Source organism: Rahnella sp. EDr1-12 (assembly GCF_049206505.1).
In the GTDB taxonomy this organism is placed as follows: domain Bacteria; phylum Pseudomonadota; class Gammaproteobacteria; order Enterobacterales; family Enterobacteriaceae; genus Rahnella; species Rahnella rivi.
This window is the reverse complement of sequence record NZ_JBLZNY010000001.1, coordinates 1,290,572-1,313,900: the sequence shown is the minus strand read 5'-3', so window position 1 is coordinate 1,313,900 and position 23,329 is coordinate 1,290,572. Positions and strand designations below refer to the sequence as shown.

General features: G+C 53.6%; 22 protein-coding genes. 12 read left to right on the top strand and 10 right to left on the bottom strand.

The window, feature by feature from the left end; all coding sequences use genetic code 11:
* Positions 1 to 8: 8 nt before the first annotated feature.
* The 3 genes from sseA to ACO0U8_RS06180 all read right to left on the bottom strand — a co-directional run bounded on the left by sseA (position 9) and on the right by ACO0U8_RS06180 (position 2,357).
* Positions 9 to 854, bottom strand: a complete 846-nt coding sequence (gene sseA, locus ACO0U8_RS06190; RefSeq protein WP_056770905.1) for a 3-mercaptopyruvate sulfurtransferase — start codon at positions 852 to 854, stop codon at positions 9 to 11.
* Positions 855 to 886: 32 nt separating this feature from the next.
* On the bottom strand, positions 887 to 1,435 hold the full coding sequence (locus ACO0U8_RS06185) for a GNAT family N-acetyltransferase (protein WP_421670458.1): 549 nt from the start codon (positions 1,433 to 1,435) through the stop codon (positions 887 to 889).
* A 124-nt stretch (positions 1,436 to 1,559) separates the two neighbouring features.
* A complete protein-coding gene (locus ACO0U8_RS06180) occupies positions 1,560 to 2,357 on the bottom strand; it encodes a helix-turn-helix transcriptional regulator (protein WP_421670457.1) in 798 nt (265 codons plus the stop codon).
* Positions 2,358 to 2,496: 139 nt separating this feature from the next.
* Between ACO0U8_RS06180 and ACO0U8_RS06175 the strand changes: the two genes are divergently transcribed.
* Positions 2,497 to 3,267, top strand: coding sequence for a class I SAM-dependent methyltransferase (locus ACO0U8_RS06175; protein ID WP_122096027.1), 771 nt, complete (start codon positions 2,497 to 2,499; stop codon positions 3,265 to 3,267).
* Between the two features lie 247 nt (positions 3,268 to 3,514).
* Positions 3,515 to 4,063: a DUF1190 domain-containing protein gene (locus ACO0U8_RS06170; protein WP_421670456.1), complete on the top strand. Its 549-nt coding sequence runs from the start codon at positions 3,515 to 3,517 to the stop codon at positions 4,061 to 4,063.
* 98 nt (positions 4,064 to 4,161) lie between these two features.
* Here the strand turns inward: ACO0U8_RS06170 and ACO0U8_RS06165 are convergent, their stop codons facing one another.
* Positions 4,162 to 5,079, bottom strand: a complete 918-nt coding sequence (locus ACO0U8_RS06165) for a DUF808 domain-containing protein (RefSeq protein WP_122096025.1) — start codon at positions 5,077 to 5,079, stop codon at positions 4,162 to 4,164.
* Positions 5,080 to 5,482: 403 nt separating this feature from the next.
* On the opposite strand from ACO0U8_RS06165, the gene ACO0U8_RS06160 reads away from it, so the two are divergent.
* From ACO0U8_RS06160 to ppnP, 6 genes are all read left to right on the top strand, one after another.
* Positions 5,483 to 5,758: a DUF1471 domain-containing protein gene (locus ACO0U8_RS06160; protein ID WP_056770926.1), complete on the top strand. Its 276-nt coding sequence runs from the start codon at positions 5,483 to 5,485 to the stop codon at positions 5,756 to 5,758.
* Between the two features lie 213 nt (positions 5,759 to 5,971).
* Positions 5,972 to 6,550 (top strand): class I SAM-dependent methyltransferase, encoded by a 579-nt coding sequence (locus ACO0U8_RS06155; RefSeq protein ID WP_122096024.1) that lies wholly within the window; start codon positions 5,972 to 5,974, stop codon positions 6,548 to 6,550.
* 265 nt (positions 6,551 to 6,815) lie between these two features.
* The gene (gene aroL, locus ACO0U8_RS06150; RefSeq protein WP_056770933.1) at positions 6,816 to 7,340 is read left to right on the top strand and encodes a shikimate kinase AroL; all 525 of its coding nucleotides are present in this window, start codon (positions 6,816 to 6,818) and stop codon (positions 7,338 to 7,340) included.
* Positions 7,341 to 7,876: 536 nt separating this feature from the next.
* Positions 7,877 to 8,668: an IclR family transcriptional regulator gene (locus ACO0U8_RS06145; protein ID WP_056770936.1), complete on the top strand. Its 792-nt coding sequence runs from the start codon at positions 7,877 to 7,879 to the stop codon at positions 8,666 to 8,668.
* A gap of 261 nt (positions 8,669 to 8,929) precedes the next feature.
* Positions 8,930 to 9,607 carry an AroM family protein gene (locus ACO0U8_RS06140; RefSeq protein ID WP_056770939.1) on the top strand — a complete coding sequence of 226 codons (678 nt, stop codon included), beginning with the start codon at positions 8,930 to 8,932 and terminating at the stop codon, positions 9,605 to 9,607.
* Positions 9,608 to 9,798: 191 nt separating this feature from the next.
* A complete protein-coding gene (gene ppnP / locus ACO0U8_RS06135; protein WP_056770943.1) occupies positions 9,799 to 10,089 on the top strand; it encodes a pyrimidine/purine nucleoside phosphorylase in 291 nt (96 codons plus the stop codon).
* A 68-nt stretch (positions 10,090 to 10,157) separates the two neighbouring features.
* Here the strand turns inward: ppnP and rdgC are convergent, their stop codons facing one another.
* Positions 10,158 to 11,072: a recombination-associated protein RdgC gene (rdgC, locus tag ACO0U8_RS06130; RefSeq protein ID WP_056770946.1), complete on the bottom strand. Its 915-nt coding sequence runs from the start codon at positions 11,070 to 11,072 to the stop codon at positions 10,158 to 10,160.
* 209 nt (positions 11,073 to 11,281) lie between these two features.
* Between rdgC and mak the strand changes: the two genes are divergently transcribed.
* Positions 11,282 to 12,202 (top strand): fructokinase, encoded by a 921-nt coding sequence (mak, locus tag ACO0U8_RS06125; protein ID WP_421670455.1) that lies wholly within the window; start codon positions 11,282 to 11,284, stop codon positions 12,200 to 12,202.
* A 61-nt stretch (positions 12,203 to 12,263) separates the two neighbouring features.
* Here mak and ACO0U8_RS06120 read toward each other — a convergent pair whose 3' ends face one another.
* From ACO0U8_RS06120 to sbcD, 5 genes are all read right to left on the bottom strand, one after another.
* The gene (locus ACO0U8_RS06120) at positions 12,264 to 13,085 is read right to left on the bottom strand and encodes an ABC transporter ATP-binding protein (RefSeq protein WP_056770953.1); all 822 of its coding nucleotides are present in this window, start codon (positions 13,083 to 13,085) and stop codon (positions 12,264 to 12,266) included.
* Positions 13,082 to 13,846 (bottom strand): ABC transporter permease, encoded by a 765-nt coding sequence (locus ACO0U8_RS06115; RefSeq protein WP_056770957.1) that lies wholly within the window; start codon positions 13,844 to 13,846, stop codon positions 13,082 to 13,084. Before ACO0U8_RS06115 ends, ACO0U8_RS06120 begins: the two co-directional genes overlap by 4 nt.
* Positions 13,847 to 13,857: 11 nt before the next feature.
* Positions 13,858 to 14,880, bottom strand: coding sequence for an ABC transporter substrate-binding protein (locus ACO0U8_RS06110; protein ID WP_122096022.1), 1,023 nt, complete (start codon positions 14,878 to 14,880; stop codon positions 13,858 to 13,860).
* A gap of 235 nt (positions 14,881 to 15,115) precedes the next feature.
* Positions 15,116 to 18,364 (bottom strand): exonuclease subunit SbcC, encoded by a 3,249-nt coding sequence (gene sbcC, locus ACO0U8_RS06105; RefSeq protein WP_421670454.1) that lies wholly within the window; start codon positions 18,362 to 18,364, stop codon positions 15,116 to 15,118.
* The gene (gene sbcD / locus ACO0U8_RS06100) at positions 18,361 to 19,599 is read right to left on the bottom strand and encodes an exonuclease subunit SbcD (protein WP_056770967.1); all 1,239 of its coding nucleotides are present in this window, start codon (positions 19,597 to 19,599) and stop codon (positions 18,361 to 18,363) included. Before sbcD ends, sbcC begins: the two co-directional genes overlap by 4 nt.
* 216 nt (positions 19,600 to 19,815) lie before the next feature.
* Here sbcD and phoB point away from each other — a divergent pair, with 216 nt between their 5' ends.
* The 3 genes from phoB to ACO0U8_RS06085 all read left to right on the top strand — a co-directional run bounded on the left by phoB (position 19,816) and on the right by ACO0U8_RS06085 (position 23,217).
* Entirely contained in the window at positions 19,816 to 20,505 is a 690-nt protein-coding gene (gene phoB / locus ACO0U8_RS06095) for a phosphate response regulator transcription factor PhoB (protein ID WP_056770970.1), read from the top strand.
* A 21-nt stretch (positions 20,506 to 20,526) separates the two neighbouring features.
* On the top strand, positions 20,527 to 21,846 hold the full coding sequence (gene phoR / locus ACO0U8_RS06090; protein WP_056770972.1) for a phosphate regulon sensor histidine kinase PhoR: 1,320 nt from the start codon (positions 20,527 to 20,529) through the stop codon (positions 21,844 to 21,846).
* Positions 21,847 to 22,113: 267 nt separating this feature from the next.
* A complete protein-coding gene (locus ACO0U8_RS06085; RefSeq protein ID WP_183848786.1) occupies positions 22,114 to 23,217 on the top strand; it encodes a cobalamin-independent methionine synthase II family protein in 1,104 nt (367 codons plus the stop codon).
* Positions 23,218 to 23,329: the final 112 nt, after the last annotated feature.

Below are 23,329 nucleotides of genomic sequence, written 5' to 3'. Positions count from 1 at the left end.
CACCGGTTTCAGTGCGTTTCAATAGGGTAATCTTCGTTTACGTCACCCCATTCCGCCCAGGAACCGTCGTACAGCGACACCTCTTTCACACCCAGCGCATCCAGCCCGAATGCCAGTGCGGCGGCAGTCACGCCCGATCCGCAACTGGTGATCACCGGTTTATGCAGATCCACGCCCAGACGTTCAAAGGTTGCTTTCAGCGCATCCGGCGCTTTCAGGTGCCCGTCCTGCGTCAGCTCAGTAAAAGGCACGCTGATACTGCCGGGGATATGGCCGCCGTGCAGACCCGGACGCGGTTCCGGCGCTTCAGCTTTAAAGCGCGCCAGCGAACGGGCGTCGATGATTTGCACCTTGCCGAGTGACGCTTTGACCTGCTGCGCGTCGACCACCACCGGACGTACCAGTTTTGCGTTAAACGTTGAAGGCACACGGGTGTGTTCGCCGCTTTGTGTCGGTTTGCCTTCGGCAATCCAGGCATTCAGCCCCCCGTCCAGCACGCGTACACTTTTCGCGCCGAAGCTGGTCAGCATCCACCAGACGCGCGGTGCGGAGAACAAATCGCCTTCATCATAAAGCACGATAGTTTGCGTGTCGGCCACGCCCAAACGGCTCATCGACGCGGAGAACGCCTCCGCCGTCGGCATCATATGCGGCAGGCCGGTTGAGCAATCGGAGATGGCGTCCACTTCCACGTAAATGGCGTTGGGAATGTGCGCTTCGAGATATTTTCCATGGAAATCAATCGGCGGCGTAATGCCGGGCTTTGATTTACGACAATCGATAATGACGACGTCCGGTGAATTCAGATTCTTCGCCAGCCAGTCGGTAGATACGGTATGGGTAGAAAAAGTCATGTTCAGTGCCTTATCTTTTTTGTGAAGCCAGCTCAGAGATCGCCTGGGATCAGGGAATAGACCCAGGCGTCGCGCGGCTGACCATGATAATAAAGCCGGTTGCGGTGCAGGCCTTCGGAAGTGGCGCCTGCTTTTTCCGCCACGCGGCGGCTGCGGGCATTGCCTTCCATCGCCACAATTTCCAGTCGCGTCAGTTCGAGTTCGGTAAAGGCGAAACGCGCCGCGGCTCTGACCGCCAGCGTTGCCAGACCGCGCCCGGTGTAACCGGTGCGGATCCAATAGCCGAGATTGGCGAACTTATATTCATGAACGATGCGGTTGAGGCTCACGCTGCCAATCAGATTACCGCTGTCGCGCTCAAACAAACAGAAATTGAACTCAGCGCCGCGATGGCGTTTCAGTTCACTGTCTGCGAGATATTTGCGGCTGTCATCCGCCGTGTAGCTTTCGGTGCACCAGGTTTCCCAGGCGCCAATTTCATTGACCGAATCCTGGATCGCCGCAACGTGCAGCACGGCCTCAAGTTCGGTCGCCACACGAATCTCGATGTCGTCATCCTGATAAATCTGGCGTGTCATCATGATCATTATCCGTCAGTGTAGAAATAATACGGGGAATCAATCGAATCAGCCTCACACATACGGCAATGATATGTCAATTGCCGGGAACGCCGATTTAGTGAGGTAAAACAGGGCTGTCAGCCCGTCAGTAATCCCCTTCAGGCACCAGCATAACCAGCTTACATTCGGCATATCCCGCCGGGAAAAAGGTCTGCTGGCGGTAACTTTTTCCCCCTTCACCTGGATGATTAAAATGCCGCTCGCCGCCTTCGCGCGCCAGCACCTCCTGCTGCGTCCACCACTGATCGAACCCCGCGCTGCGTTCACGCAGGCTGATAACGGTCTGACGCACCGCATCTGAATGCGCGTAATGGCTGGTTTCGGCGCGAAATTCAGCGACCACCCGCTTGGCGCGCTCCGCCCAGTCGGTGACCAGCTGACGCGCTAAGGGATTGAGAAACATGAAGTCCAGCAGATTAGGCTGAGGATCCACATCCAGCCAGCCGCTGAACAGGGCTCCGGCTGGCGGATTCCACGCCAGCACGTTCCAGCTGCTGTCGAGCAGGTAGGCAGGGCAGGTTAGCTGATTGACGCAGTTTTTCAGGCCAACGCCCGGTGCCGTGGGCGAGGGCACCGCCTGCGGGTCTTTCATCGAGGCTAAACTGAACAGATAGTCACGGGCGGCCGGTTCCATCCGTAACGCTTTGGCGAGACTGTCGAGCGTAGTGGCAGAAATTGACACATCGCGCCCCTGTTCAATCCAGGTGTACCAGGTGGCGCTGATACCGCTGATTTGTGCCAGCTCCTCGCGGCGCAGTCCGCTGGTCCGGCGGCGCGAGGACCCCGGCAGGCCGACCATTTCAGGCGTGGTACGTTCGCGGTGCGTGCGCAAAAATAAACCCAGCGCCTTCGGGCCGCTGAGCGACTCTGTATTATTCATCATTGTTTTGTCTCAGACAGGAATCAACTCATACCAGTATAAACGCTCATATTGTACCCGTATAGAACAATGCCTATAGTGATTTTGAGGTCACGCGAAACCCGCATTCCTGTGACAAAAAACAAGACAGACAGGAGCAATGATGAACATGAAAAATACCCACAGTCAGGCGGTTGATAAGCAATTTGGTTCACAGGCGCAGGATTATCTGACCAGCGCGGTTCACTCCCAGGGCAAAGATTTGCAACGTCTGGCGACGCTGCTGGCGCCTTATAAAGAGGCGCAGGTGATCGATTTAGGCTGTGGCGCAGGCCATGCCAGTTTTGTTGCCGCAGGTGCGGTGAAAAATGTGATCGCCTATGATTTATCCGCGCAAATGCTGGATGTGGTCGCGCAGGCTGCCAGCGACAAACAGCTGAATAACATCACGGTGCGGCAGGGCGTGGCGGAATCCCTGCCGTTCGACGACCACAGCGCGGATGTGATAATCAGCCGATATTCTGCACACCACTGGCATGATGTCGGACAGGCGCTGCGTGAAGTGGCGCGTGTGCTGAAACCGGGCGGAAAATTCATCATGATGGACGTCGTGTCGCCGGGTCATCCGCTGCTGGATATTTACCTGCAAACCGTCGAGGTGCTGCGCGACACTTCGCATGTTCGCAATTATTCGCCGGGTGAATGGCTGAAGATGGCGTCTGAGGCTGGTCTGATCGCCGGCGAGGTCACAACCGACCGCCTGCCGCTGGAGTACACCAGCTGGATCGCAAGGATGCGCACCCCGGAACACTTCGCTGTGGCTATCCGTGAGCTGCAAAAAGTGATGTCAGATGACGTGGTAAAACATTACGAGATACAGCCCGACGGCACCTTCACCAGCGATATTATGATGCTGGTGGCATCGAAGAACTGAAATCAGTGACGCGTGCTCATTGTCTTTCCCGACCGGCAGGGGCAATGAGTTTAAGCAGGTTTTGATATTGTTATTGTGAAGTATTCATGAGGAATATATATAACGGCTTATGGGGTAATTACTATATAAATAAATTATGGTTTAATAAATAACGCGGTCAGTGAATAAATTGGCAGTGAACTCTTCCCCGAAAGCTTATAAACTCCATGGGTCTTTTTATACCTCATGTGTTTATAAGGATATTTCCATGGTTTTTAATTACTTTAACGAACTGTATGATCGTATTAGTAACAGGTTTACACGTGAGAGTGCTGTCTGTTTTATTATTGCTTTAGCAATAGTGTCTTATTTTTACATTCCTGTTGGAAATAGGATCCCCATCTATACAAGTGCTAAAGATTGTGAATCATCCAGCAGGCCACTGGCTCTTTGTCAGGTCGCTGAGTCTTCGGCTTACGATGATATTTATAAAAATACACGAACTTTCAAAAGATTAGAGGAGTGTAAAAAAGTCTATCGTTATGGGAGATGTACTGATTATAGTGGGGGCTGGAGTTATCCGAGGTACAAGCCAGTTTTGGCTGGCTTTTCTGTGACCCTGGAAGAACCCGAAGCGAATGATCATTCATGGGGGACAGTTAAAGGCAGTAAATATGAAGCGTACTATATTCGTGCCTATTACCCTGATGGTTCCAGAACGTATCGTTCACCCCATTCAGAAAAAAGTTTCAAACGCATTGGGGAATTGCCTGCCCGTCACTCACATTACCGCAGCAGTTCTCGTCTTTTACACTAACCGTTGTCAATATTTTCACGAAAAAATATGGTTAAGTGAAAATAACCTCTGCAGGTTCATCATCTTCGCTGCAGAGGTATTATCGAAATATGGCGGTTTTATTTCTTACCAAACATTTTCTGCCCAATCATTACCAGCGCCAGTACGGCCGCGCCGACAATCAGACCGACAACTAAATCCGTTGCACCGGTAATCAGCGTATTCACCCAGCTTTCGTGGCCGTGCGTCAGAGGCTCAATCAGGCTGTGCATAAACGGCAGCCCGTGGCTGATAATGCTGCCACCGACCAGGAACATGGCGACAGTCCCCACCACTGACAGCGTTTTCATCAGCCACGGGGCGAGATTCACGATGCCGCGGCCAAATGCGCGTACGCCGTTCATGACGCTACTTTCGCCGGACAGTTTGCTCAGGTATAAACCGGCATCGTCGATTTTCACAATCGCCCCCACCAGGCCGTACACGCCAATGGTCATCGCGACGGCGATCAGCACCATGACAGTGACCTGATTGATGAACGGTGCGGCGGAGACGATACCGAGAGAAATCACAATGATTTCGGCCGACAAAATGAAGTCAGTCCGGACGGCGCCTTTTACTTTCTCTTTTTCGAGCTTTTTAGCGTCGGCTTCATTTTTTACCTGCTCAGCCGCCGGTTTTTCTTCTTCATGATGCTTGCCGGGCATCAGTTTATGCGCGATTTTTTCGAACCCTTCGTAACACAGGTACGCGCCCCCAATCATCAGCAGCGGCGTAATTGCCCAGGGAATAAATGCGCTGATAAGTAAAGCCAGCGGCACCAGAATGGCCTTATTCAGCATGGACCCTTTAGCCACCGCCCAGACGATGGGCAGCTCCCGGTCAGCCTTAACGCCCGTGACCTGCTGCGCATTGAGCGCTAAGTCGTCTCCCAGTACGCTGGCCGTTTTCTTGGCCGCGACTTTACTCATCGCCGCTACGTCATCAAGAATTGATGCAATGTCATCGATCAAAGCCAGAAGGCTACCACCTGCCATAATTTATGCTCTCCATAAAAGCGTTTTACGTTTCTTGTTAAAATGAGTTCCGCCCGCGCGGAAACCCGAATCTGCGTTCCTGACTGTGCAGGTGATCAAGGAAGCAGAAAATTCATAAAAAATAATCATATCAGTGATTGCACTCCGCCGTCGATTCGTGCGAATGTTGTGCCGGTCCTAAATAACTTTGAAAACTCTTCATCATTTCTCCATAAAATATCTTTAATTCTCCTCAGTTTATCATTGTCTACATATTTACTTTCATTCCCTCCTTATTTTTACCACAAAGGTTAAACTTCTTTACGTTGCATTACGCCTGCTTTCATTCGTTAAGCGATAATTATTTCAACGGATTGCTTCCGCTCCATTAATTAACGAAACTAACGAAAGAAAGGTGCGTAATATGAAACTCTTACCTGCAATTACTGCTGTTGCCATTACGGTTGCTTCATTCTCTGCGCTGGCCGCTTCCCCAATCACTGCACAGCAGGCTGAAAGTGGGACTTATCAGTCACTGGGTATGGTTTCTGTCAGCGCCCCAAGTACCGTCCCAGGCAGCATGACGGATGCGCTGAACCAGATCGCCAGCGATAAAGGCGCAACACATTACCGCGTTGTCGGTGCCGGTACGCCGGGTGACTCAAGCCTGAACCGTGCAAATGTTGAGTTGTATAAATAACATCTGACTGACTTCAGAGAGTGTGTGAGAAGGCCAATGTCACCTGACATTGGCCTTTTTATTTGTGCCCGGACCTGCGCATACCTCCTTTTTTGGGAGTTATCTCATGTGATTTGTTTTTAATTGTTCCTCCTGACGTTTATTCCCCTTAATAATCATTTCTTAAGAATTTTTCTGTTATATAAGGGTCTATGTTTTCAGGAGGTGGTTAATATGTTGAATGCCGCGAGAATGACGATTAAGAACACCGGTCTTTCGATCCAGAATCAATTTTTTTATTTGCAGAATTTTATTAGTTCACCACGGACCATGGGAACGCTGATGCCGTCGTCTCCCTGGTTGTGCCATGCCATGCTCAACCAGATCGACTGGACAACATCCTTACATATCGCGGAGTTAGGGGCTGCTGATGGCGTACTGACCCGACGTATTTTGAACCGTATGCGTGCTGATGCCCGGCTTGATGCCTTTGAGATCCAGCCTGCGTTTATCCGTAAACTGAATCTGATCGACGACCCGCGTCTGCAGGTCATGGCGCATTCTGCGGAACATCTCACGGGCGGCTACGACGCCGTGTTTTCCTGCCTGCCTCTGCTCTCAATACCCACGCGGATCAGCATGAGAATTTTGCAAAGAACGCAGCAGCAACTGAAGGAGAAGGACGGGGTGCTGGTGCTGTTCCAGTACAGTCATCTTTCTGAAAAAATGCTCTCACGCTACTTCACCTGGAAAAAAATTCGTGTGGTGAAGAATTTCCCCCCGGCTCTGGTCTATATTTGTAAACCACACTGATACAGCACTTTACCGCCAGACCCTGCTGAGAATATTGCGCTGCAAGGATTTATCAGTATCATGCCAGGGGTGGCGTAAATAAAACGCTACAGAAGCTTCACCGGCAGGTGACAAAAACCTGCCAGTGAGGCTTTTTTGTTGTACTATTTCGCGAGTACACCGCGTCGGCATTTCAACGTACGATTTTTGACATTTATCCTTCAGGTCAGTGATGGATTTTCATCAGATGAGCAACGAGGCTCCCAGGGAATTAAGGACAGCGTTAATGACACAACCCATTTTCATGGTAGGCGCGCGTGGCGCGGGCAAAACGACGGTTGGAAGTGCTCTGGCCAATGCGCTGGGCTATAAATTTTCCGACACCGATCTGCATTTGCTGCGCACCTCTGGCCTCAGTGTGGCTGATATCGTTGACCGTGAAGGCTGGCAGGGTTTTCGCCGCCGTGAAACCGAGACGCTGAAAACGATCAGCTCACCGCTCACCGTGGTGGCGACCGGCGGAGGCGTGGTGCTCTCTGCCGAAAATCGTGAGTTTATGCGTCAGGCCGGCACCGTGATTTATCTGCGTTCACCGGCCTCTACGCTTGCCAACCGTCTGGAAGATGCGCCAATGGAAGACCAGCGTCCGACGCTGACGGGCAAGCCGATTACTGAGGAAATGATGCAGGTGCTGAATGAGCGTGAAGCGTTGTATCAGCAGGCCGCTCATCATGTCGTGGACGGCACGCAGGATCCCGCACAGGTCGTTAATGCCATCATGGATGCCCTGGCATTACAGATGGTGCGCTGAACGCCTGGCGTGGACATAAAAAACGAGCTCTGATGGCTCGTTTTTTTATGTCCGCACAGGCAGGATTTTGGCAGGCGTAAACAAAACGGGCCATCAGATGTGCGTTGCGTCACGACCGGGCGATATTGTCCTGGTGAATGCATAGGCGTAAAGTAATAACTCAGGTGATTACTTTAAACCTCCACAACGGACCCCATGATGAAACCCCTGATGTCATTCTTTCACCAGCATAGCAAAGCGATGCCTGCTATCTGGTCGATCACGATTATCCTCGTTGAAGCCTCTATTGCGCTGTATATTTTGCGTAATCTTTAATCACTACATTCTGCTGGGTTTTACATCCGTCACCTCATAAATACTCGGCATTATTCCCCCTCCTTCTCTTTATTAAATGGTCTTAGGATTATCTTTAAGCATATTCCTTAACCGAAATTTCATTTGCGCAAAAATAAACGCCTTGACGCTGACACGTATCAGCACTATTTTTCAAACAACTTAACAGGAACCTTGTTCCACATATCGGAACTTCTCTCTTTATGAGCACATTAGAGAATGCGACGTCAGTGCTGAAGTTATTTTCCCGGCAGGGTGTCAGTCAGGGGCATCCGGGTTTGTCATTCAGTGATGTGGTGAGCAGTTTACAATTGCCAAAAAGTACGGTTTCCCGGTTATTAATGACGATGGAAACGCAAGGGCTGTTAGAGCGTGATCCGGACAGCCGTTTATATCGCATAGGAAAATTATTACTGGCGGTATCCAGTCATTATCTTTCGACGCCGCTGGTGGATGCGACATCACCTTATATGACGCAGCTGAGCCAGCTGACCCAGTGCACCGGATACGTGTCGATACTGGAAGGGCGCGACATTATGGTCATGCGCATGTTTCCCGGCAGGACGTATCTGCAGGTGATGACACCGGCGGGCAGCCTGCTGCCTGCGCATGAAACGGCCATTGGCCGGGCGATCCTGGCCCGCTACAGCGACGAAGAAGTGCGCGAGCGTTACAAGGGTATTTATCACGTGAACTCGGCGAATTCGCCGAAAAGCATCGATTTATTATTAGTGCGCCTGGCTGAAATCCGGCAGACCGGTTTGTCTTTTGCCAACAACGAAACGTTGCAGGGCATCAGTTCTTTAGCCACTAGCATTTTTAATAAACACCGCAATGAAATTGTAGGATTAGGTTTGTCGTTCTCTTCACCTTCTGAAGGAAAGGGCATACCGGACGGAATAAAAGACGGTTTGATTGCCGTTACCCGAAAAATTGCTGAGAAACTCGGTGATGATGACTGGGGAAATAATCTGAAGTTGTCCGATTTGCAGTAAATACGTCAGGCCTAACTGCTGACGTTAAAAGTAAAGCGAGTACCAGACCGACACCAGGGCTTATTTTTAGCCAGTACGACACAATGACTGTTCCAATGATGAACAGCGTTCGTAACCGTTTTAGCTCGTGCGCGTTTGCGCCGGTTACGTGTTTTAAGAGGATTTTGTGATGAGTTTAGCCAACACATTGACGATATCTGAGTTTCTCCGTTCACTGCGTCTTTCCGGGCTGTATGGCCTGAAAGATGGGAAATCACGCTTATGATGACTTCTTTTGCGACCCTGACCATTGGACAGGCACCGCGCAGCGATATTATGCCGCTGCTGACGGCGCATCTGCCGGACGAACCCGTGACACACTTCGGGTTACTGGACGGCCTAAGCAGGGAGCAAATAGAGCAGCGTTATGCGCCGCAAGAGGGCGATGCAGTGCTGGTCGCCGTTTTGCTGGATGGTTCGCAGATTTTACTGTCTGCGGCCAACGCCGAACGCGGATTGCAGGAAAAAATCGATCAGCTGGAAGCGCAGGGATGTACCACGATTTTGCTGCTGTGCGGTGGCGAGTTTGGTCAGTTACACGCAAGCAGTGCATTGCTGATCGAGCCTGAACGCATGATCCCTCCGTTGATCGGTGCGATGGTGGGGACGCATCGCGCAGGAATCGTGGTGCCGGTGGAGTCGCAGATTGGCTGGCAGGCCAACAAATGGCGAAAACTGGAAAAACCACCGTGCTTTGCGGTAGCCAGCCCGTATTTAACGGACGATCAGGCACTGACGGAAGCGGCCAAACGCTTTGCTGAGCAGGGCGCGGAAGTGGTGGTGCTCGATTGTATCGGCTACAACCATCATCACGTTAAAGTGCTGGAGCAACATCTCGATGTGCCGGTGCTGCTGGCGAATGTGCTGATGGTGCAACTGGCGGCAGAACTGGTGGCGTAACCGGTGACGGGCTGCGGTGATTGCAGAAAGGTGACTCCCCACAATGGCACTGTGCAGGCGTAAAATCAAATCAGTGATGACGCTTTGCGGGCGGTGTCGTCTGGTGCGGATAAACCTGTAATAATCAGTGACAGCAGCGGGTTTTTGCCCCTAATATGGAAGCTCTTAAATTTATCGCAAAGGGCCAATCAATGTTGAAAAATAATGAGTATTTTGACGGGAAAGTAAAATCGATTGGTTTTGACAGCGAAAGTACGGGTGCCGCCAGCGTTGGCGTGATGGCCGTCGGTGAATACACATTTGGCACAGCAAAACCGGAAGAAATGACGGTCATCAGTGGCTCGCTGAAAGTGCTAATCCCTGGCTCTCCGGACTGGCAGGTGTTTAAGCCAGGCGAAACCTTCTACATTCCGGGCAAAAGTGAATTCAACTTGCAGGTCGGTGAAACCACCTCATACCTGTGTAAATACCTGACCAAGTAATTCCTTCAGACACAATAAATGTAAAAAAGGCGCCCAATGAGCGCCTTTTCTGCGTTTGGCAGGTGGTGTTAGCGTTGCGCTTCGCCGCCCAGCGCTTCAATCAGATTCTGAATCAGCGCCGCCAGTTCTCCGGTCATCAGCACGAAATCAGCATCAAAGCGGCCTGCGAAATCTTCGCGGTCGATATCTTCGTTTTGATCACGGATCACGTCACTGAATTTCAGACGCTTGATGCTGCCGTCATCGGCCAGTACCACGGCGATGCGTTCCTGCCAGTCTACCGCCAGCTTGGTCACCAGTTTGCCGTTCTCAATGTGGGTGGCGATTTCATCGCTGACCAGCGCCTGTTTCTTACAGCGGATCACGCCGCCTTCTTCCAGAATCGCTTTCAGCTCGGCTTCGTCCTGCAAAGTAAAACCGGCCGGCGTGTCGCCGGAACGCACCCATTCCGTCAGCGTCAGTTCGATCGGGCTTTCCATCGTTAATGGCACGACTGGCAGTGAACCGAGGCTTTTGCGCAGCAGCGCCAGCATGTCTTCGGCTTTTTTGGCGCTGGCGGCATCGACCATGATCAGGCCGTTCACGGTATCGATCCACATGAACGTCTGGCTGTAGCGGCTGAATGCGCGTGGCATCAGGCTGTGCAGCACTTCATCTTTGAGGGAATCTTTTTCGGTTTTCTTCAGCTTACGGTGTTGTTCACCTTCGAGCTGGTCGATCTTGGCCTGTAACTCCTGTTTGATCACCGGAGAAGGCAGGATTTTTTCTTCTTTACGGGCGCAGATCAGGATCTGGCCGCCGTTGACGTGAGTCAGCGCGTCGCCACCGTGAGAACCCATCGGCGAAACCCAGCCGGTTTTCGCCATGTCCTGGCTGCCGCACGGGGTAAAGGTGAAAGCGCTGAGCTGTTTTTCCATTTCGTCAGCAGATAACGAAACTTCACGGCTCAAACGGTAAACCAACAAATTCTTAAACCATAACATGGCGTTATCCCTGTTCCGGCGCACTCGTGGTACGCTGAATAAATGAATGCAGGGCGGCATGATAACCAATTGAGAGTCCGTCGTCGTTAAGAAATCACCGCGCCCTGTAACATTGCATAACAGCTTATTCTGGTGACAGACGCCTCTGGCTTCTAAACTGAATAAACACAAAAAAACTGACCCTGCAAAGTGTAAAAGGAGAACAACACGTGCGAATTGGCATTGATTTAGGCGGCACAAAAATAGAAGTCATTGCGTTATCTGATGAAGGTAAAGAGCTGTTTCGCAAACGGGTCGATACGCCGAGAAATGACTACGAACGCACGCTGAAAGCGATCGAAGGGCTGGTGCTGGACGCCGAGAAAGCCACCGATCAGCGCGGCAGCGTGGGGCTTGGCATTCCCGGCACGCTTTCTCCGTTTACCGGGAAAGTGAAGAACTCAAACTCCGTGTGGCTGAACGGACAACAGCTGGATGAAGATCTGGCGCTGCTGCTTAACCGTGAGGTGCATATTGCCAACGACGCCAATTGCCTGGCGGTGTCTGAAGCCACCGACGGCGCAGGCGCGGGCCGTCAGACCGTGTTTGCCGTGATCATCGGCACCGGCTGCGGTTCCGGCGTGGCGCTGCACGGCGTGGCGCACGCAGGCGGCAACGGTAATGCAGGCGAATGGGGTCACAATCCGCTGCCGTGGCAGGATGAAGAAGAAATCCAGTTCGCCCGCGAAGTGCCGTGTTACTGCGGGAAATCCGGCTGCGTCGAGACGTTTGTTTCCGGTACCGGTTTTGCCGAGGACTACTTCCGTCTTTCAGGGCAGCGTCTCAAAGGTGCAGAGATTATTGCGCTGGTGGAGCAGGGCGACGAAACCGCTGAACTGGCACTTGGCCGCTACGAACGTCGTCTGGCAAAAGCGCTGGCCAACGTGGTGAATATTCTCGACCCGGATGTGATTGTGTTCGGTGGCGGCATGAGTAACGTCGATCGTTTGTATCAGACCGTTCCTCTGCTGGTGAAGCAGTGGGTATTCGGGGGGGAATGCGAAACCCCTATCCTCAAGGCCGTTCACGGCGATTCCAGCGGCGTGCGCGGTGCCGCCTGGTTGTGGCCGCAGTCGCGTTTTGCGTTGTAATCCATCATCAGCTTTCAGGGGCGCAGAATTTGCGCCCCTGATTTTAATCAACACTCCCCCGTTAAAGCGCCATCTCCCGTTTAAAAACGTCCAGCGTATGCGCCTTCACGCGGATAAACTCTGGGTGGCTCATGATTTCTGAACCGCGCGGGCGGGGAAGATCGAAGGGTACGATTTCCGCAATCTGCGTTGGCCGTCGCGTCAGCAGTAAGATTTCATCCGCCAGAAATACCGCATCTTCCAGATCGTGAGAGACAATCAGCATGGTGACGCCGGTTGCCAGCTGCACTTCCTGCAATTTATCGCGGATAAACAGCGTCATTTCAAAATCCAGCGCCGAAAAAGGCTCGTCGAGGAACATCACTTCCGGGCGTGTCGCCAGCGCGCGCATGATGCACACGGTTTGCTGCTGGCCGCCGGAAAGCTCATACGGATAGCGTTTCAGGTCGAAGCGGATATCAAACATCTGCGTCAGTTCTTCAACCCGCGCGTTCACCTCGGCCTTACTCATGCCGTGGCGCACCAGCGGATAGGCGATGTTGGCACGCGCGCTCATCCACGGAAACAGCGCGTCGCGGTAGTTCTGAAACACATAGCCGATGGTGGTCTGCGCCAGCGTCTTGCCGTCAAACAGAATGTCGCCTTTATCTACCGGAATCAGCCCGGCAATCATGTTCATTAACGTTGATTTACCACAGCCGTTCGGGCCGAAGATCGAGACGATTTTTCCGCGCGGCAAGTCCAGATTGAGATCGGTATACAGCGGCTGTCCGGCAAAGGCTTTGGTCAGGCCGCGAATGGTCACATGGGTATCCGGTCGCGTGGCGTATTGCGGCAGTTGCGGGCCTTTGTAACCGGGGTTCAGCGAGAGAGGTTGCGTCATGCTTTGCTACTCCAGTGGACAGTTTTTTTCTCGATCAGTAAAAAGGCCAGATTCAGTAAATAGCCCAGCGCACCGGTGATCAGGATCGAGGCATACATGTCTTTGATGTTGAAGACCTGCTGGGCATCAATGATCCGATGGCCGAGGCCGGTTTCTGATCCGATAAACATTTCGGCGACAATCACGATCACCAGCGCAATCGACACACCGGTACGCAGACCCACGAACGTCTGGGCCAGGCTTTCCATCAGCAAAATGTCTTTGAAAATGTGCCAGCGGGAAATTCCCATCACCCTGGCCGCCATCAGGCGGGTTTTCTTGGCGTTCATCACGCCGTAGGCGCTGTTAAACAGAATGACCAGCACGGCGGCAAAGGCGGCGATGGCGATTTTGTTGGCATCCGTGATGCCGAAAATCAGCATGAACAGCGGGATCAGCGCGGATGAGGGCGTGGAGCGGAAGAAGTCGATCAGAAATTCCAGGCTGCGATAGACCTTTTCGTTACTGCCCAAAATCACGCCGAGCGGGACGCCAATGACTGCGGCGAAGCCGAACGCCACCAGCGTGCGGTATAGCGTCGCGCCGATGTCGGTGCGCATGGAGACATCCGAAAACGACTGAAACATAAAGCCCAGCGTGTCGACGGGAGAAGGCAGCAGTACCGGATTCAGCCATTTGGCGCTCACTGCCAGTTGCCAGAACAGAAACAGCAGGACAGGGCCGATCAGTGGCAACAATCTTGAAGACCATGGTGATGTCATCATTTTTCCCCTTATCCCTGATAGATCAGCGAAGCGACATCCACCGGTTTGCTGAAGATTTTTCTTTCGGTAAAGACGTCATAAAATTTCTGGAACCATTGCAGATTCTCGCCTTTTAACCCCGGATACATCACGAAGCCCGGCAGCGGCACTTCTTTCACCAGCGCAGGTTCAATGCTGGTGTAACCGGCGACGTTTTCACGGGCTTTATCAGGATGCGCCGCAATGAATTCCACCGCTTTCTGATAAGCGGCAATAAACTTTTTCGTCTCTTCAGGTTTGCTGGCGATAAAGCTGGAGTTCAGCGCCGCCGCGCCGCCAAACCACGGGGCGTCCGCATTGCCGAGCACGTATTTCGAAATCACGCCGGTTTCCAGCGTGCGGGAGAGGTTTTTCATGCGTCCGACGGTGCCGGTCGGTTCGAGTGTATACACTCCGTCGATTTGTCCGGCGGCCAGCGCAGGCGCGTGTTGCCCGACCGGCAGTTCAATCACGGAAGGATTGGTGAATCCATTTTTCTCCAGAATGATCTTCGCCATGGTGACGTTTTGGATCCCCGGACCGCAGGCGATCTTTTTGCCTTTCAGATCGCTGATTGCTTTCGCGGTGCTGTTCAGCGGCACCAGAAATTCATCCAGCACCAGCTGATGATTGGACGGATTCGAGCAGATGATTTTGAACAGATCCGGCGAGGTGATCGCCCCCAACCCGAGTGCGCCGGTGGCCGTACCGTTGGCGCAGCCGTGGATCCTGCCGGTGATCATCCCTTCAACAATTTGCTGCGCGCTGGCAAATTTAACGCCTTTCACGTTCAGACCGGCCTCTTTGAAGAACCCTTGTTCGAGAGCGACATAGAGAGGCAAACCGCCGACGATAGGCCAGTAGCCGATGCGAATTTCATCATCATCGGCTGCGAAAACGGTGGTCGGGATCATCCCGCCGAGTGTCATGACACCGCCGGTAATCGCCAGCCATTTCATCATCTGGCGGCGTTGTGTATTGACCGGAAGGTTTTCAGGTTTGTCGTTTTTCATCGGCGTTCCCCTTGGCTGTTTTGCAGGCAGTGCAGCTTGTACTGCAACTTGTATACATAACAGTAAGCACAGGGCGTGCCAGATCGTCACCTGAAGGAAATAACCGATAATTCAGCAGGTTGACAGACTGTGACGCACCGTGACGGTGCGATTATTGTGCGGATGTGCAGAGAGGGGATCCACCGCAGGGCAACCGGTAGCAAGATTGCTAGCGGGATGGCCTGCGGGTTGACGTTCAGACTTTAAATTCGCTGCTCAGGCGGCTGACACCCAGCCCGTTCACTTTGGTGACTTTGATTTGCACCGGAATGCGATCTTTCATGGCTTCCACATGGCTTATCACACCGATGGTTTTACCTGAGGCATTCAGGCTGTCGAGGGCGTCGAGCGCAGTGTCCAGCGTGTCGGCATCGAGCGTGCCGAAACCTTCGTCGAGGAACAGCGAATCAATACGGGTTTTATCGCTCACCAGATCGGAGAGCGCCAGCGCCAGTGCCAGACTGACCAGGAAACTTTCGCCGCCGGAGAGCGTGCGGGTATCGCGCACCGCATCGGCCTGCCAGGTATCGACCACCTGCAACTCCAGCGCATCGCTGGTTTTGCGCTGCAACAGATAACGGCCATGCAGTTTTTCCAGCTGACGGTTCGCCAGATACACCAGGTGATCGAGCGTCAGACCTTGCGCGAACTTACGGAATTTCGCGCCGTCGCTGGAGCCAATCATCTGATTCAGATAGCCCCAGTCGTCACACGTCAGCTGTGCCTGCGCAATCTGAGCGATCAGCACCTGTTGGTTGCCGCTTCGCGCTTTATCGTCGTTAAGTTTATTGGTTATTTCGCCCAGACGTTGCTGTAAGGCTTTCAGCTGTTGCGCCAGTTCCGTCTGCTGCGCTGTCAGGGCTTCGAGATCGTTTTCTGTTTCACTCAGATGGGCAGGGCGGGCAAGGCGATGTTTTTCCAGCTGTGCTTTGGCATCGCTCAGCAATGCGTTCGCCTGCGCCAGCTGTTGTTGCAGATGTTCTTTGCGCTGCTGAAGTTGCTGACGCAGTGCGTCATCAAGCAGGGCCAGTGTCACCGCGGCTTCATCGGCAAATCCGCTGGCGCTCAGTGCTTGTTGCCACACCTGTTCCGCCCGCTTCAATTGTTCCGTAGCCTGCAATTGTTGCTGCTGCGTACTCGCCAGCTGACCGGCCAGCTGATCGCGCAGTTCCTGCGCTTTTTGCAGCGCGCCCTGTGCGTCACTGACCGCTTTTTCCGCCGCCTGTTGTTGCTGATGTAAGTGCTCGCGAACCTGCGCCACCTGGCGATCACCGAACAGTTCAAGGCGTTTGGCATTGAGTTCAGAAAGAGATTTCTCGCCTTCAGTGAACAGCTTTTGCAGCCGCGCAAAGTCCTGCTGAGTTTTTGCCTGCGTCTCTTCCAGTCGGGTAATGCGTTCGGTCAGCAACACGCTTTGCTGCTGCACTTTCTGCTGCGCGTTCAGCGCGTCATTCAGGGCATCTTTCGCCTGCTGCAACGCCCGCGCCAGCTGTTCGTGCTGGTTAATCAGATCCTGTGACTGCTGTTCTTCTTCGTCGCGTTCCGTCAGCCACTGCTGAATGGCCAGGGTATCCTGCAATCCGAATGTCAGGTTCAGCGGCGCGCTGAGTCGCTGCCAGTTTTCGGTATGCGCATTCAGTTGCTGACTTTCCTGCTCCAGCTGGTTTTGCACGCGTGTTTGCTGTTCTTTCAGACTTTTGATTTTCGCTGCCAGCTCAATGCCGCTGGCCTTTGCCGCATCGAATTCCAGCTGCATTTTCTCGACGCGTTGCGCCGTTTCAGAAGGTTTAACCTCCTGATAGTGTTCAATGGCCGGATGGGATGTGGAACCGCACAGCGGGCAGGCTTTGCCGCTTTGCAGATTGGCTCGTTCAGCTTCGAGGCTGACGATCAGCATTTCCTGTTTATGCAATGCTTTGACGTCGTTCAGGTGCTCCAGCTGTTTCTGACATTGCAGGCGGATCGCGCCCAGACGCTGTTCCTCTTCGGCCAGCTGCGTCTGATATTGCGCCAAATCTTTTTGCTGTTGCTGCACGCGCTGGTTCAGCTGCGGGAAAATCTGCGCGAGTGAATACAGCTGTTGCCGCACCGGGCGCAGCTGCGCCAGCTCTGTTTGCCGTTTCTGCCATGCTGCCAGCGGATGCTGTTTTTCCAGCTCAGCCTGACGCTGTTGTGCGGCGTTCAGCGCCTCGGTCAGCGCGGTCTGGCGGGTCTGATGCTGGCGGCTTTCTTCGTCCAGTTTCTGACGTTCGGCGGTCATTTGCACCCGCGTCGCGTTATGCTCACTGACCAGTTTCTGCACGTCACTGACCGACTGTTGCGTGTCGGCCAGTGATTTACGCCACTGGATAATTTCGCCATCCAGCGGCAGGATTTTTTCTTCGATCAGCGTCTGCGTCTGACGCTGCTCTTCCGCCTGTTTCAGGCGTGCGGTTTGCGCCTGTTCCACCGCCAGAGTCAGCGGCGTCATCTGTGCAATTTGCTGTTCCTGATGCTGCGTGAGCTGCGCCAGTTGCTGCACAAGACGTTGCGATTCATCCTGACAACGCTGTCGATCATTGAGTAACGGACGCAGTTTTTCTGCCGGTTCGCTGCGTGCAAGTTGCTGCAATTGCGGCGCGGCAGCCAAATTTTCCTGCTCTGCGGCACTCAGTTGCTGCTGAGACTGCTGAAGTTTTTGCTGCACCTGCTGCCACTGTTGCAGCCAGTTAAGATCCTGCTGGCGCTGCTGCGCCTGCCGGCTGAGGCTGATTTCCTGCGCATTCAGCTCAGTCAGTTCTGTTTCCAGCGCCTGGCGCTGTTCTTCGCTAAGCAGTTCGATACCGGCCATGCGTTGATGCAAACCGTCCAGGGTGACGCGTGCCTCTTTATGCTGTTCAAACACGCGTTCTGACAGCAGACCGTAGATTTCGGTACCGGTGAGTTCTTCCAGCAGTTCGGCCCGGTCGTTGGCGTCGGCATTCAGAAACGCCGCGAACTGGCCCTGCGACAACATCATCGATTTGGTGAAACGGCCAAAATCCAGTCCGGTCAGTTCGGCGATGGCATCGAGTTTATCGCGCACTTTATCTGCCAGAATTTTGCCGTCGGCCAGCAAGGCCAGCTCGACTTTTGGCGCCTGTAAATTGCCGTCCGGTGAGTTTTTCGCGCGGCGCTGGCTCCAGAATGCGCGATAGCCGATGCCTTTCACTTCAAACTCCACTTCGGCCAGTGACTCGGCGGTATGGCGGGTCATCAGTTCATTCTGACTTGGCGTGACGTTCAGGCGTGGCGTCTGATGATATAGCGCCAGACAAATGGCATCGAGCAGGGTGGTTTTCCCCGCGCCGGTCGGGCCGGTGATGGCGAATAAACCGTTGCTGGCGAACGGCTCGGCGGTGAAATCAATTTTCCATTCGCCTGCCAGCGAGTTCAGGTTTTTTAAACGCAGGCTGAGAATTTTCATTGTGCGCTGCCCTCCGTGCTCTGACCGCTGGTGACCTGTTCGACAACCTGGGCGAACAGCGTGCGCATCCGCGTCTGGCGCGGTTCATCCGTATCCGCTTCCAGCGACAATCTGCGTTCAAAAACGTCGCTGACGCTCAGCTCGCTGAGGGTTTCTTTTTCCTGCTGTTCGATGCTGTGGATCCGTTGTTCTTTACTGCGGCGCAGTAACACGACCTCCACCGGCAGTTCGGCGGTCAGCGCCTGAATGCGGCGCTGAATGTCGCTGAGATAATCCTGCGTCGCCACTTCAATATCCAGCCAGACCGGTTTTGTGGCATCGCCTCCGGTGAAGTGCGCCAGCTGCTGTTCAATCTCCGCCAGCGAGCCTTTGATGATTTGCATCGGCTGGAAAACGGGGATCTCCAGCGTGTCGATGGCGTTGAGCGTGGCACCGTCGAAATCCAGCAGATAGACGCTTTTGGCTTTGCTCAGCTCATCAAAACTGAGCGGAATAGGGGAACCGCTGTAACGGATATGTTCCGTTTTCGCCACGCACTGCGCGCGGTGGATATGTCCGAGCGCCACGTAATCTACCGGCGGGAACGCCTGCGCCGGAAAGGCATCGAGAGTTCCTATATAGATGTCGCGCACGGAATCAGAGGTGCTGACGCCAACGGTGGTCAGATGGCCGGTGGCGATGATTGGCAGCGGCAGACCCAGTTGGTCGCGTTTGGCCTGCGCAGCGTGCCACAGCGCATCATAATGCGCGGCAATGGCTTCCTGTAAGGCCAGCTGTTTGTCGCTGCCGGATTGCCCTGCCTGACTGGCGATTAAATCGCGCGGGCGTAAAAAGGGGATCGCACAGAGTACGGCTCCCGGCGTACCATTGCGCTGATTTAACACCAGCACTTGCTCAGACAGATCTTCGCCGACGGTGGCGATCACCCGGGTATTGAGACAGGAAAGCAGCTCGCGGGACTCATTTAACGTGGCGACGGAGTCATGATTACCCGCCAGCACAATCAGCTGACAGCCGGTGCGTTGTAATTCCACCACGAAGCGGTTATACAGTTCGCGGGCATAGCTCGGCGGTGAGCCGGTATCGAAAATGTCACCGGCCACGATCACGGCATCAACCTGATGATTTTCCACCTGTTCCGTCAGCCAGCGCAGAAAGGCCTGGTGCTCGGCGGCGCGGCTTTTGGTAAAGAAATACTGGCCAAGATGCCAGTCTGAGGTGTGGATCAGGCGCATGAAACTCCCTGTGGTTCGCGGTGCGGTAACAATGGCGCAAAGTATAAACGCCGACGGGGGACGATGTCCTGAGAAAATCGGACGCATTTCAGCAAGATGGCTGTTAAATTGCCGGGTAATGAACCATCCTTTCTATTCATAAATCTGTCACAAAACTGACGCATAATGGCGCCCGCAATCAAATAAAAGATCGCTAACCTATTGGCAGGACCTACGATGGCTAGACGTATATTAGTGGTTGAAGACGAAGCTCCTATTCGTGAAATGGTGTGTTTTGTACTGGAACAAAATGGCTATCAGGCTGTTGAAGCTGAAGATTTTGATTCCGCGGTGGCCCAGCTGGTCGAGCCTTATCCTGAGCTTATCCTGCTCGACTGGATGTTACCGGGCGGTTCCGGTATTCAGTTTATTAAGCACCTTAAACGTGAAGCCCTGACCCGCGAAATCCCGGTGATGATGCTGACCGCACGCGGTGAAGAAGAAGATCGGGTGCGCGGCCTCGAAGTGGGTGCCGATGATTACATCACCAAACCGTTTTCTCCGAAAGAACTGGTTGCCCGCATCAAAGCGGTAATGCGCCGCATTTCTCCGATGGCGGTGGAAGAAGTGATCGACATGCAGGGGCTGAGCCTGGATCCTTCCTCTCACCGGGTGATGGCCAACGAGCAGGCGCTCGACATGGGGCCGACCGAATTCAAATTATTACACTTCTTTATGACCCACTCAGAACGTGTTTACAGCCGCGAACAGTTGCTGAATAACGTCTGGGGCACTAACGTTTATGTGGAAGATCGCACCGTGGACGTGCATATTCGTCGTTTACGTAAAGCGCTGGAAACCAGTGGACATGACAGAATGATTCAGACTGTCCGTGGCACGGGATACCGTTTCTCAACGCGTTATTAATCCCCACAGCGGAGAATCTGTGTGTTAGAACGTTTGTCATGGAAACGGCTGGCCGGCGAATTTTTCCTCTTCTGCCTGCCAGCGATCATTCTCGGCATTTTTGTTGGCCATTTTGGCTGGCTTCTCTTTGCGTCGCTGCTGGCGGCGCTGGGCTGGAACTATTACAACCAGCTTAAACTCTCACATTGGCTGTGGCTTGACCGCAGCATCACCCCGCCAAACGGGCGCTGGAGCTGGGAGCCGCTGTTCTACGGGCTGAACCAGATGCAGATGCGTAACCGTCGTCGTCGTCGCGAATTAGGGCAATTAATTAAACGTTTTCGCAGCGGTGCAGAATCGTTACCTGATGCGGTGGTGCTGACCACCGAAGAGGGCAATATTTTCTGGTGTAACGGTCTGGCGCAGGAACTGCTCGGCTTTCGCTGGCCGGAAGACAACGGGCAGCACATCTTTAATCTTTTGCGCTACCCGGAGTTTCGCGCCTGGATCCAGGCACGTGATTTCAGCCGTGCACTGAATCTTCAGCTGAATAATGAGCATTACGTGGAGTTTCGCGTGATGCCTTATTCTGAAGGGCAATTACTGATGGTGGCGCGGGATGTCACGCAGATGCGTCAGCTCGAGGGCGCGCGACGCAACTTCTTCGCTAACGTCAGCCATGAGCTGCGTACGCCGCTGACCGTTTTGCAGGGCTATCTGGAAATGATGGAAGACGCCAAGCTGGAAGAGCCGTTTCGTTCCAAAGCGCTGGATACCATGCAGGAGCAGACGCGACGCATGGACGGGCTGGTAAAACAGTTGCTGACGCTGTCGAAAATAGAAGCCTCTGCCAATATGGATTTGCACGAGAAAGTCGATATTCCGGTGATGCTCGGCATGCTGGAGCGTGAAGTGCAGACGCTGAGCGGCGGCCAGCATGAGGTCGTATTCCGCATAAACGACAAGCTGAAGGTCTTTGGCAACGAAGATCAACTGCGCAGCGCGGTTTCCAATCTGGTGTACAACGCGGTGAATCACACCCCGGCGGGCACCCGCATTGAAGTCAGCTGGCAGCAAACGCCGCACGGCGCGCAGTTCCAGATAAGCGACAACGGGCCGGGTATTGCGCCTCAGCACCTTCCGCGCCTGACCGAACGTTTCTATCGCGTAGACAAAGCGCGCTCCCGCCAGACCGGCGGCAGCGGGCTGGGCCTGGCGATCGTCAAACATGCCCTGAGCCACCACAACGCCAGGCTGGAAGTCATGAGCGAAGTGGGTGTCGGCACCCGCTTTATGTTTACGCTGGCGCCGCGGTTGATTGTTCCGCAAGACGCCGGTGCGCAAGCTTCCGTTAAGCCTTAACCCTCTCAAGCCTGTTATCTGCGGATTTCAGGCTTTCTTACTCTCTTCCAAATGAACATTTCCTCTAAATGAACATTCTTCCCACTAACGTGAATTTTATTCACGTCCCATGAAGATTCCTCTGTTGCTGATAAGCGTGCTGCATGACACTATCCAATCAAAGACGTTTAGACATCCAGATGTCTATATATAACGCAACGCAATTATTTACTTTGTAAATCATTGGTATTCCGCCATACGCCGCGGGGTGCCTAAAAGGAGTCATGCATGCAACGTACAACCCCTCCATTCCGCGCCGACGTTGTCGGCAGTTTTCTGCGCCCGCTGGCGATTAAAGAAGCGCGTAAACAGTTTCAGGCTGGCGAGATTGATGCCGCTCAGCTGCGCGCTGTGGAAGACACTGAAATTCGTCGCGTGGTGGATTTGCAGCGTGAAGCCGGTCTGCAAGTGGTCACTGACGGCGAATTCCGCCGGGCGTGGTGGCACTTCGATTTCTTCGAAGGGCTGGACGGCGTGGAAGGTTACGACGCGGTGCAGGGGATCCAGTTCAACGGCGTACAAACGAAAGCACGCAGCATTAAAGTGGTGAGTAAACTCGGTTTTGGCGCCCACCCGATGCTGGAAGATTTCCGCTTCCTGAAAAGCATCAGCGGCAACGCGGTGCCAAAAATGACCATTCCAAGTCCGAGTGTGATGCATTTTCGCGGTGGCCGTGACGCCATCAGCAAAGAGGTTTACCCCGACCTGAAAGCGTATTTTGACGATCTGGCACAGGTTTACCGTGACGCCATCAGGGCGTTTTACGATGCCGGTTGCCGTTATCTGCAACTCGACGACACGGTCTGGGCGTACCTGTGTTCAGAGGATCAGAAGAAGCAAATCCGCGAACGTGGGGATTCTCCGGAAGAGTTAGCACGCACTTACGCAGACGTGCTGAATAAAGCCATCGCCGGGAAACCCGACGATCTGGTGATTGGTCTGCATGTTTGTCGTGGCAACTTCCGCTCCACCTGGATTTCAGAAGGCGGCTATGAGCCGGTCGCGGAGATCCTGTTTGGCGGCGTGAACATCGATGCTTTCTTCCTTGAATATGACAACGAGCGTTCCGGTGGTTTCGAGCCGCTGCGCTTCATCAAAAAAGGCCATCAGCAGGCGGTTCTGGGATTGATCACCACAAAATCCGGCGAACTGGAGCTGGCGAAAACGGTGGAAGCGCGTCTTGCAGAAGCGGCTGAGTATCTGGATATCAATCAGATTTGCCTCAGCCCGCAGTGTGGTTTCGCCTCGACAGAAGAGGGCAACAGCCTGACCGAAGCCCAGCAGTGGGAAAAATTAAAACTGGTCGTCGATATCGCTGCGCGCGTCTGGTAAAGGCGTCGCCGGTTATTTATTGACCTCATAAATCTGCTGGATATCGTGCGTGAAATTGCCCGTTCGTGGTGATTTCACGCACTTTTTGCCTTTTCGGGGCATATCTTGTGCT

What these genes read in the sequence shown, in the direction of transcription:
- sseA (WP_056770905.1), bottom strand. Translation starts at nt 854, where the DNA reads ATGACTTTTTCTACCCATACCGTATCTACCGACTGGCTGGCGAAGAAT.
- ACO0U8_RS06185 (WP_421670458.1), bottom strand. Translation starts at nt 1,435, where the DNA reads ATGATGACACGCCAGATTTATCAGGATGACGACATCGAGATTCGTGTG.
- ACO0U8_RS06180 (WP_421670457.1), bottom strand. Translation starts at nt 2,357, where the DNA reads ATGATGAATAATACAGAGTCGCTCAGCGGCCCGAAGGCGCTGGGTTTA.
- ACO0U8_RS06175 (WP_122096027.1), top strand. Translation starts at nt 2,497, where the DNA reads ATGAACATGAAAAATACCCACAGTCAGGCGGTTGATAAGCAATTTGGT.
- ACO0U8_RS06170 (WP_421670456.1), top strand. Translation starts at nt 3,515, where the DNA reads ATGGTTTTTAATTACTTTAACGAACTGTATGATCGTATTAGTAACAGG.
- ACO0U8_RS06165 (WP_122096025.1), bottom strand. Translation starts at nt 5,079, where the DNA reads ATGGCAGGTGGTAGCCTTCTGGCTTTGATCGATGACATTGCATCAATT.
- ACO0U8_RS06160 (WP_056770926.1), top strand. Translation starts at nt 5,483, where the DNA reads ATGAAACTCTTACCTGCAATTACTGCTGTTGCCATTACGGTTGCTTCA.
- ACO0U8_RS06155 (WP_122096024.1), top strand. Translation starts at nt 5,972, where the DNA reads ATGTTGAATGCCGCGAGAATGACGATTAAGAACACCGGTCTTTCGATC.
- aroL (WP_056770933.1), top strand. Translation starts at nt 6,816, where the DNA reads ATGACACAACCCATTTTCATGGTAGGCGCGCGTGGCGCGGGCAAAACG.
- ACO0U8_RS06145 (WP_056770936.1), top strand. Translation starts at nt 7,877, where the DNA reads ATGAGCACATTAGAGAATGCGACGTCAGTGCTGAAGTTATTTTCCCGG.
- ACO0U8_RS06140 (WP_056770939.1), top strand. Translation starts at nt 8,930, where the DNA reads ATGATGACTTCTTTTGCGACCCTGACCATTGGACAGGCACCGCGCAGC.
- ppnP (WP_056770943.1), top strand. Translation starts at nt 9,799, where the DNA reads ATGTTGAAAAATAATGAGTATTTTGACGGGAAAGTAAAATCGATTGGT.
- rdgC (WP_056770946.1), bottom strand. Translation starts at nt 11,072, where the DNA reads ATGTTATGGTTTAAGAATTTGTTGGTTTACCGTTTGAGCCGTGAAGTT.
- ACO0U8_RS06120 (WP_056770953.1), bottom strand. Translation starts at nt 13,085, where the DNA reads ATGACGCAACCTCTCTCGCTGAACCCCGGTTACAAAGGCCCGCAACTG.
- ACO0U8_RS06115 (WP_056770957.1), bottom strand. Translation starts at nt 13,846, where the DNA reads ATGACATCACCATGGTCTTCAAGATTGTTGCCACTGATCGGCCCTGTC.
- ACO0U8_RS06110 (WP_122096022.1), bottom strand. Translation starts at nt 14,880, where the DNA reads ATGAAAAACGACAAACCTGAAAACCTTCCGGTCAATACACAACGCCGC.
- sbcC (WP_421670454.1), bottom strand. Translation starts at nt 18,364, where the DNA reads ATGAAAATTCTCAGCCTGCGTTTAAAAAACCTGAACTCGCTGGCAGGC.
- sbcD (WP_056770967.1), bottom strand. Translation starts at nt 19,599, where the DNA reads ATGCGCCTGATCCACACCTCAGACTGGCATCTTGGCCAGTATTTCTTT.
- phoB (WP_056770970.1), top strand. Translation starts at nt 19,816, where the DNA reads ATGGCTAGACGTATATTAGTGGTTGAAGACGAAGCTCCTATTCGTGAA.
- ACO0U8_RS06085 (WP_183848786.1), top strand. Translation starts at nt 22,114, where the DNA reads ATGCAACGTACAACCCCTCCATTCCGCGCCGACGTTGTCGGCAGTTTT.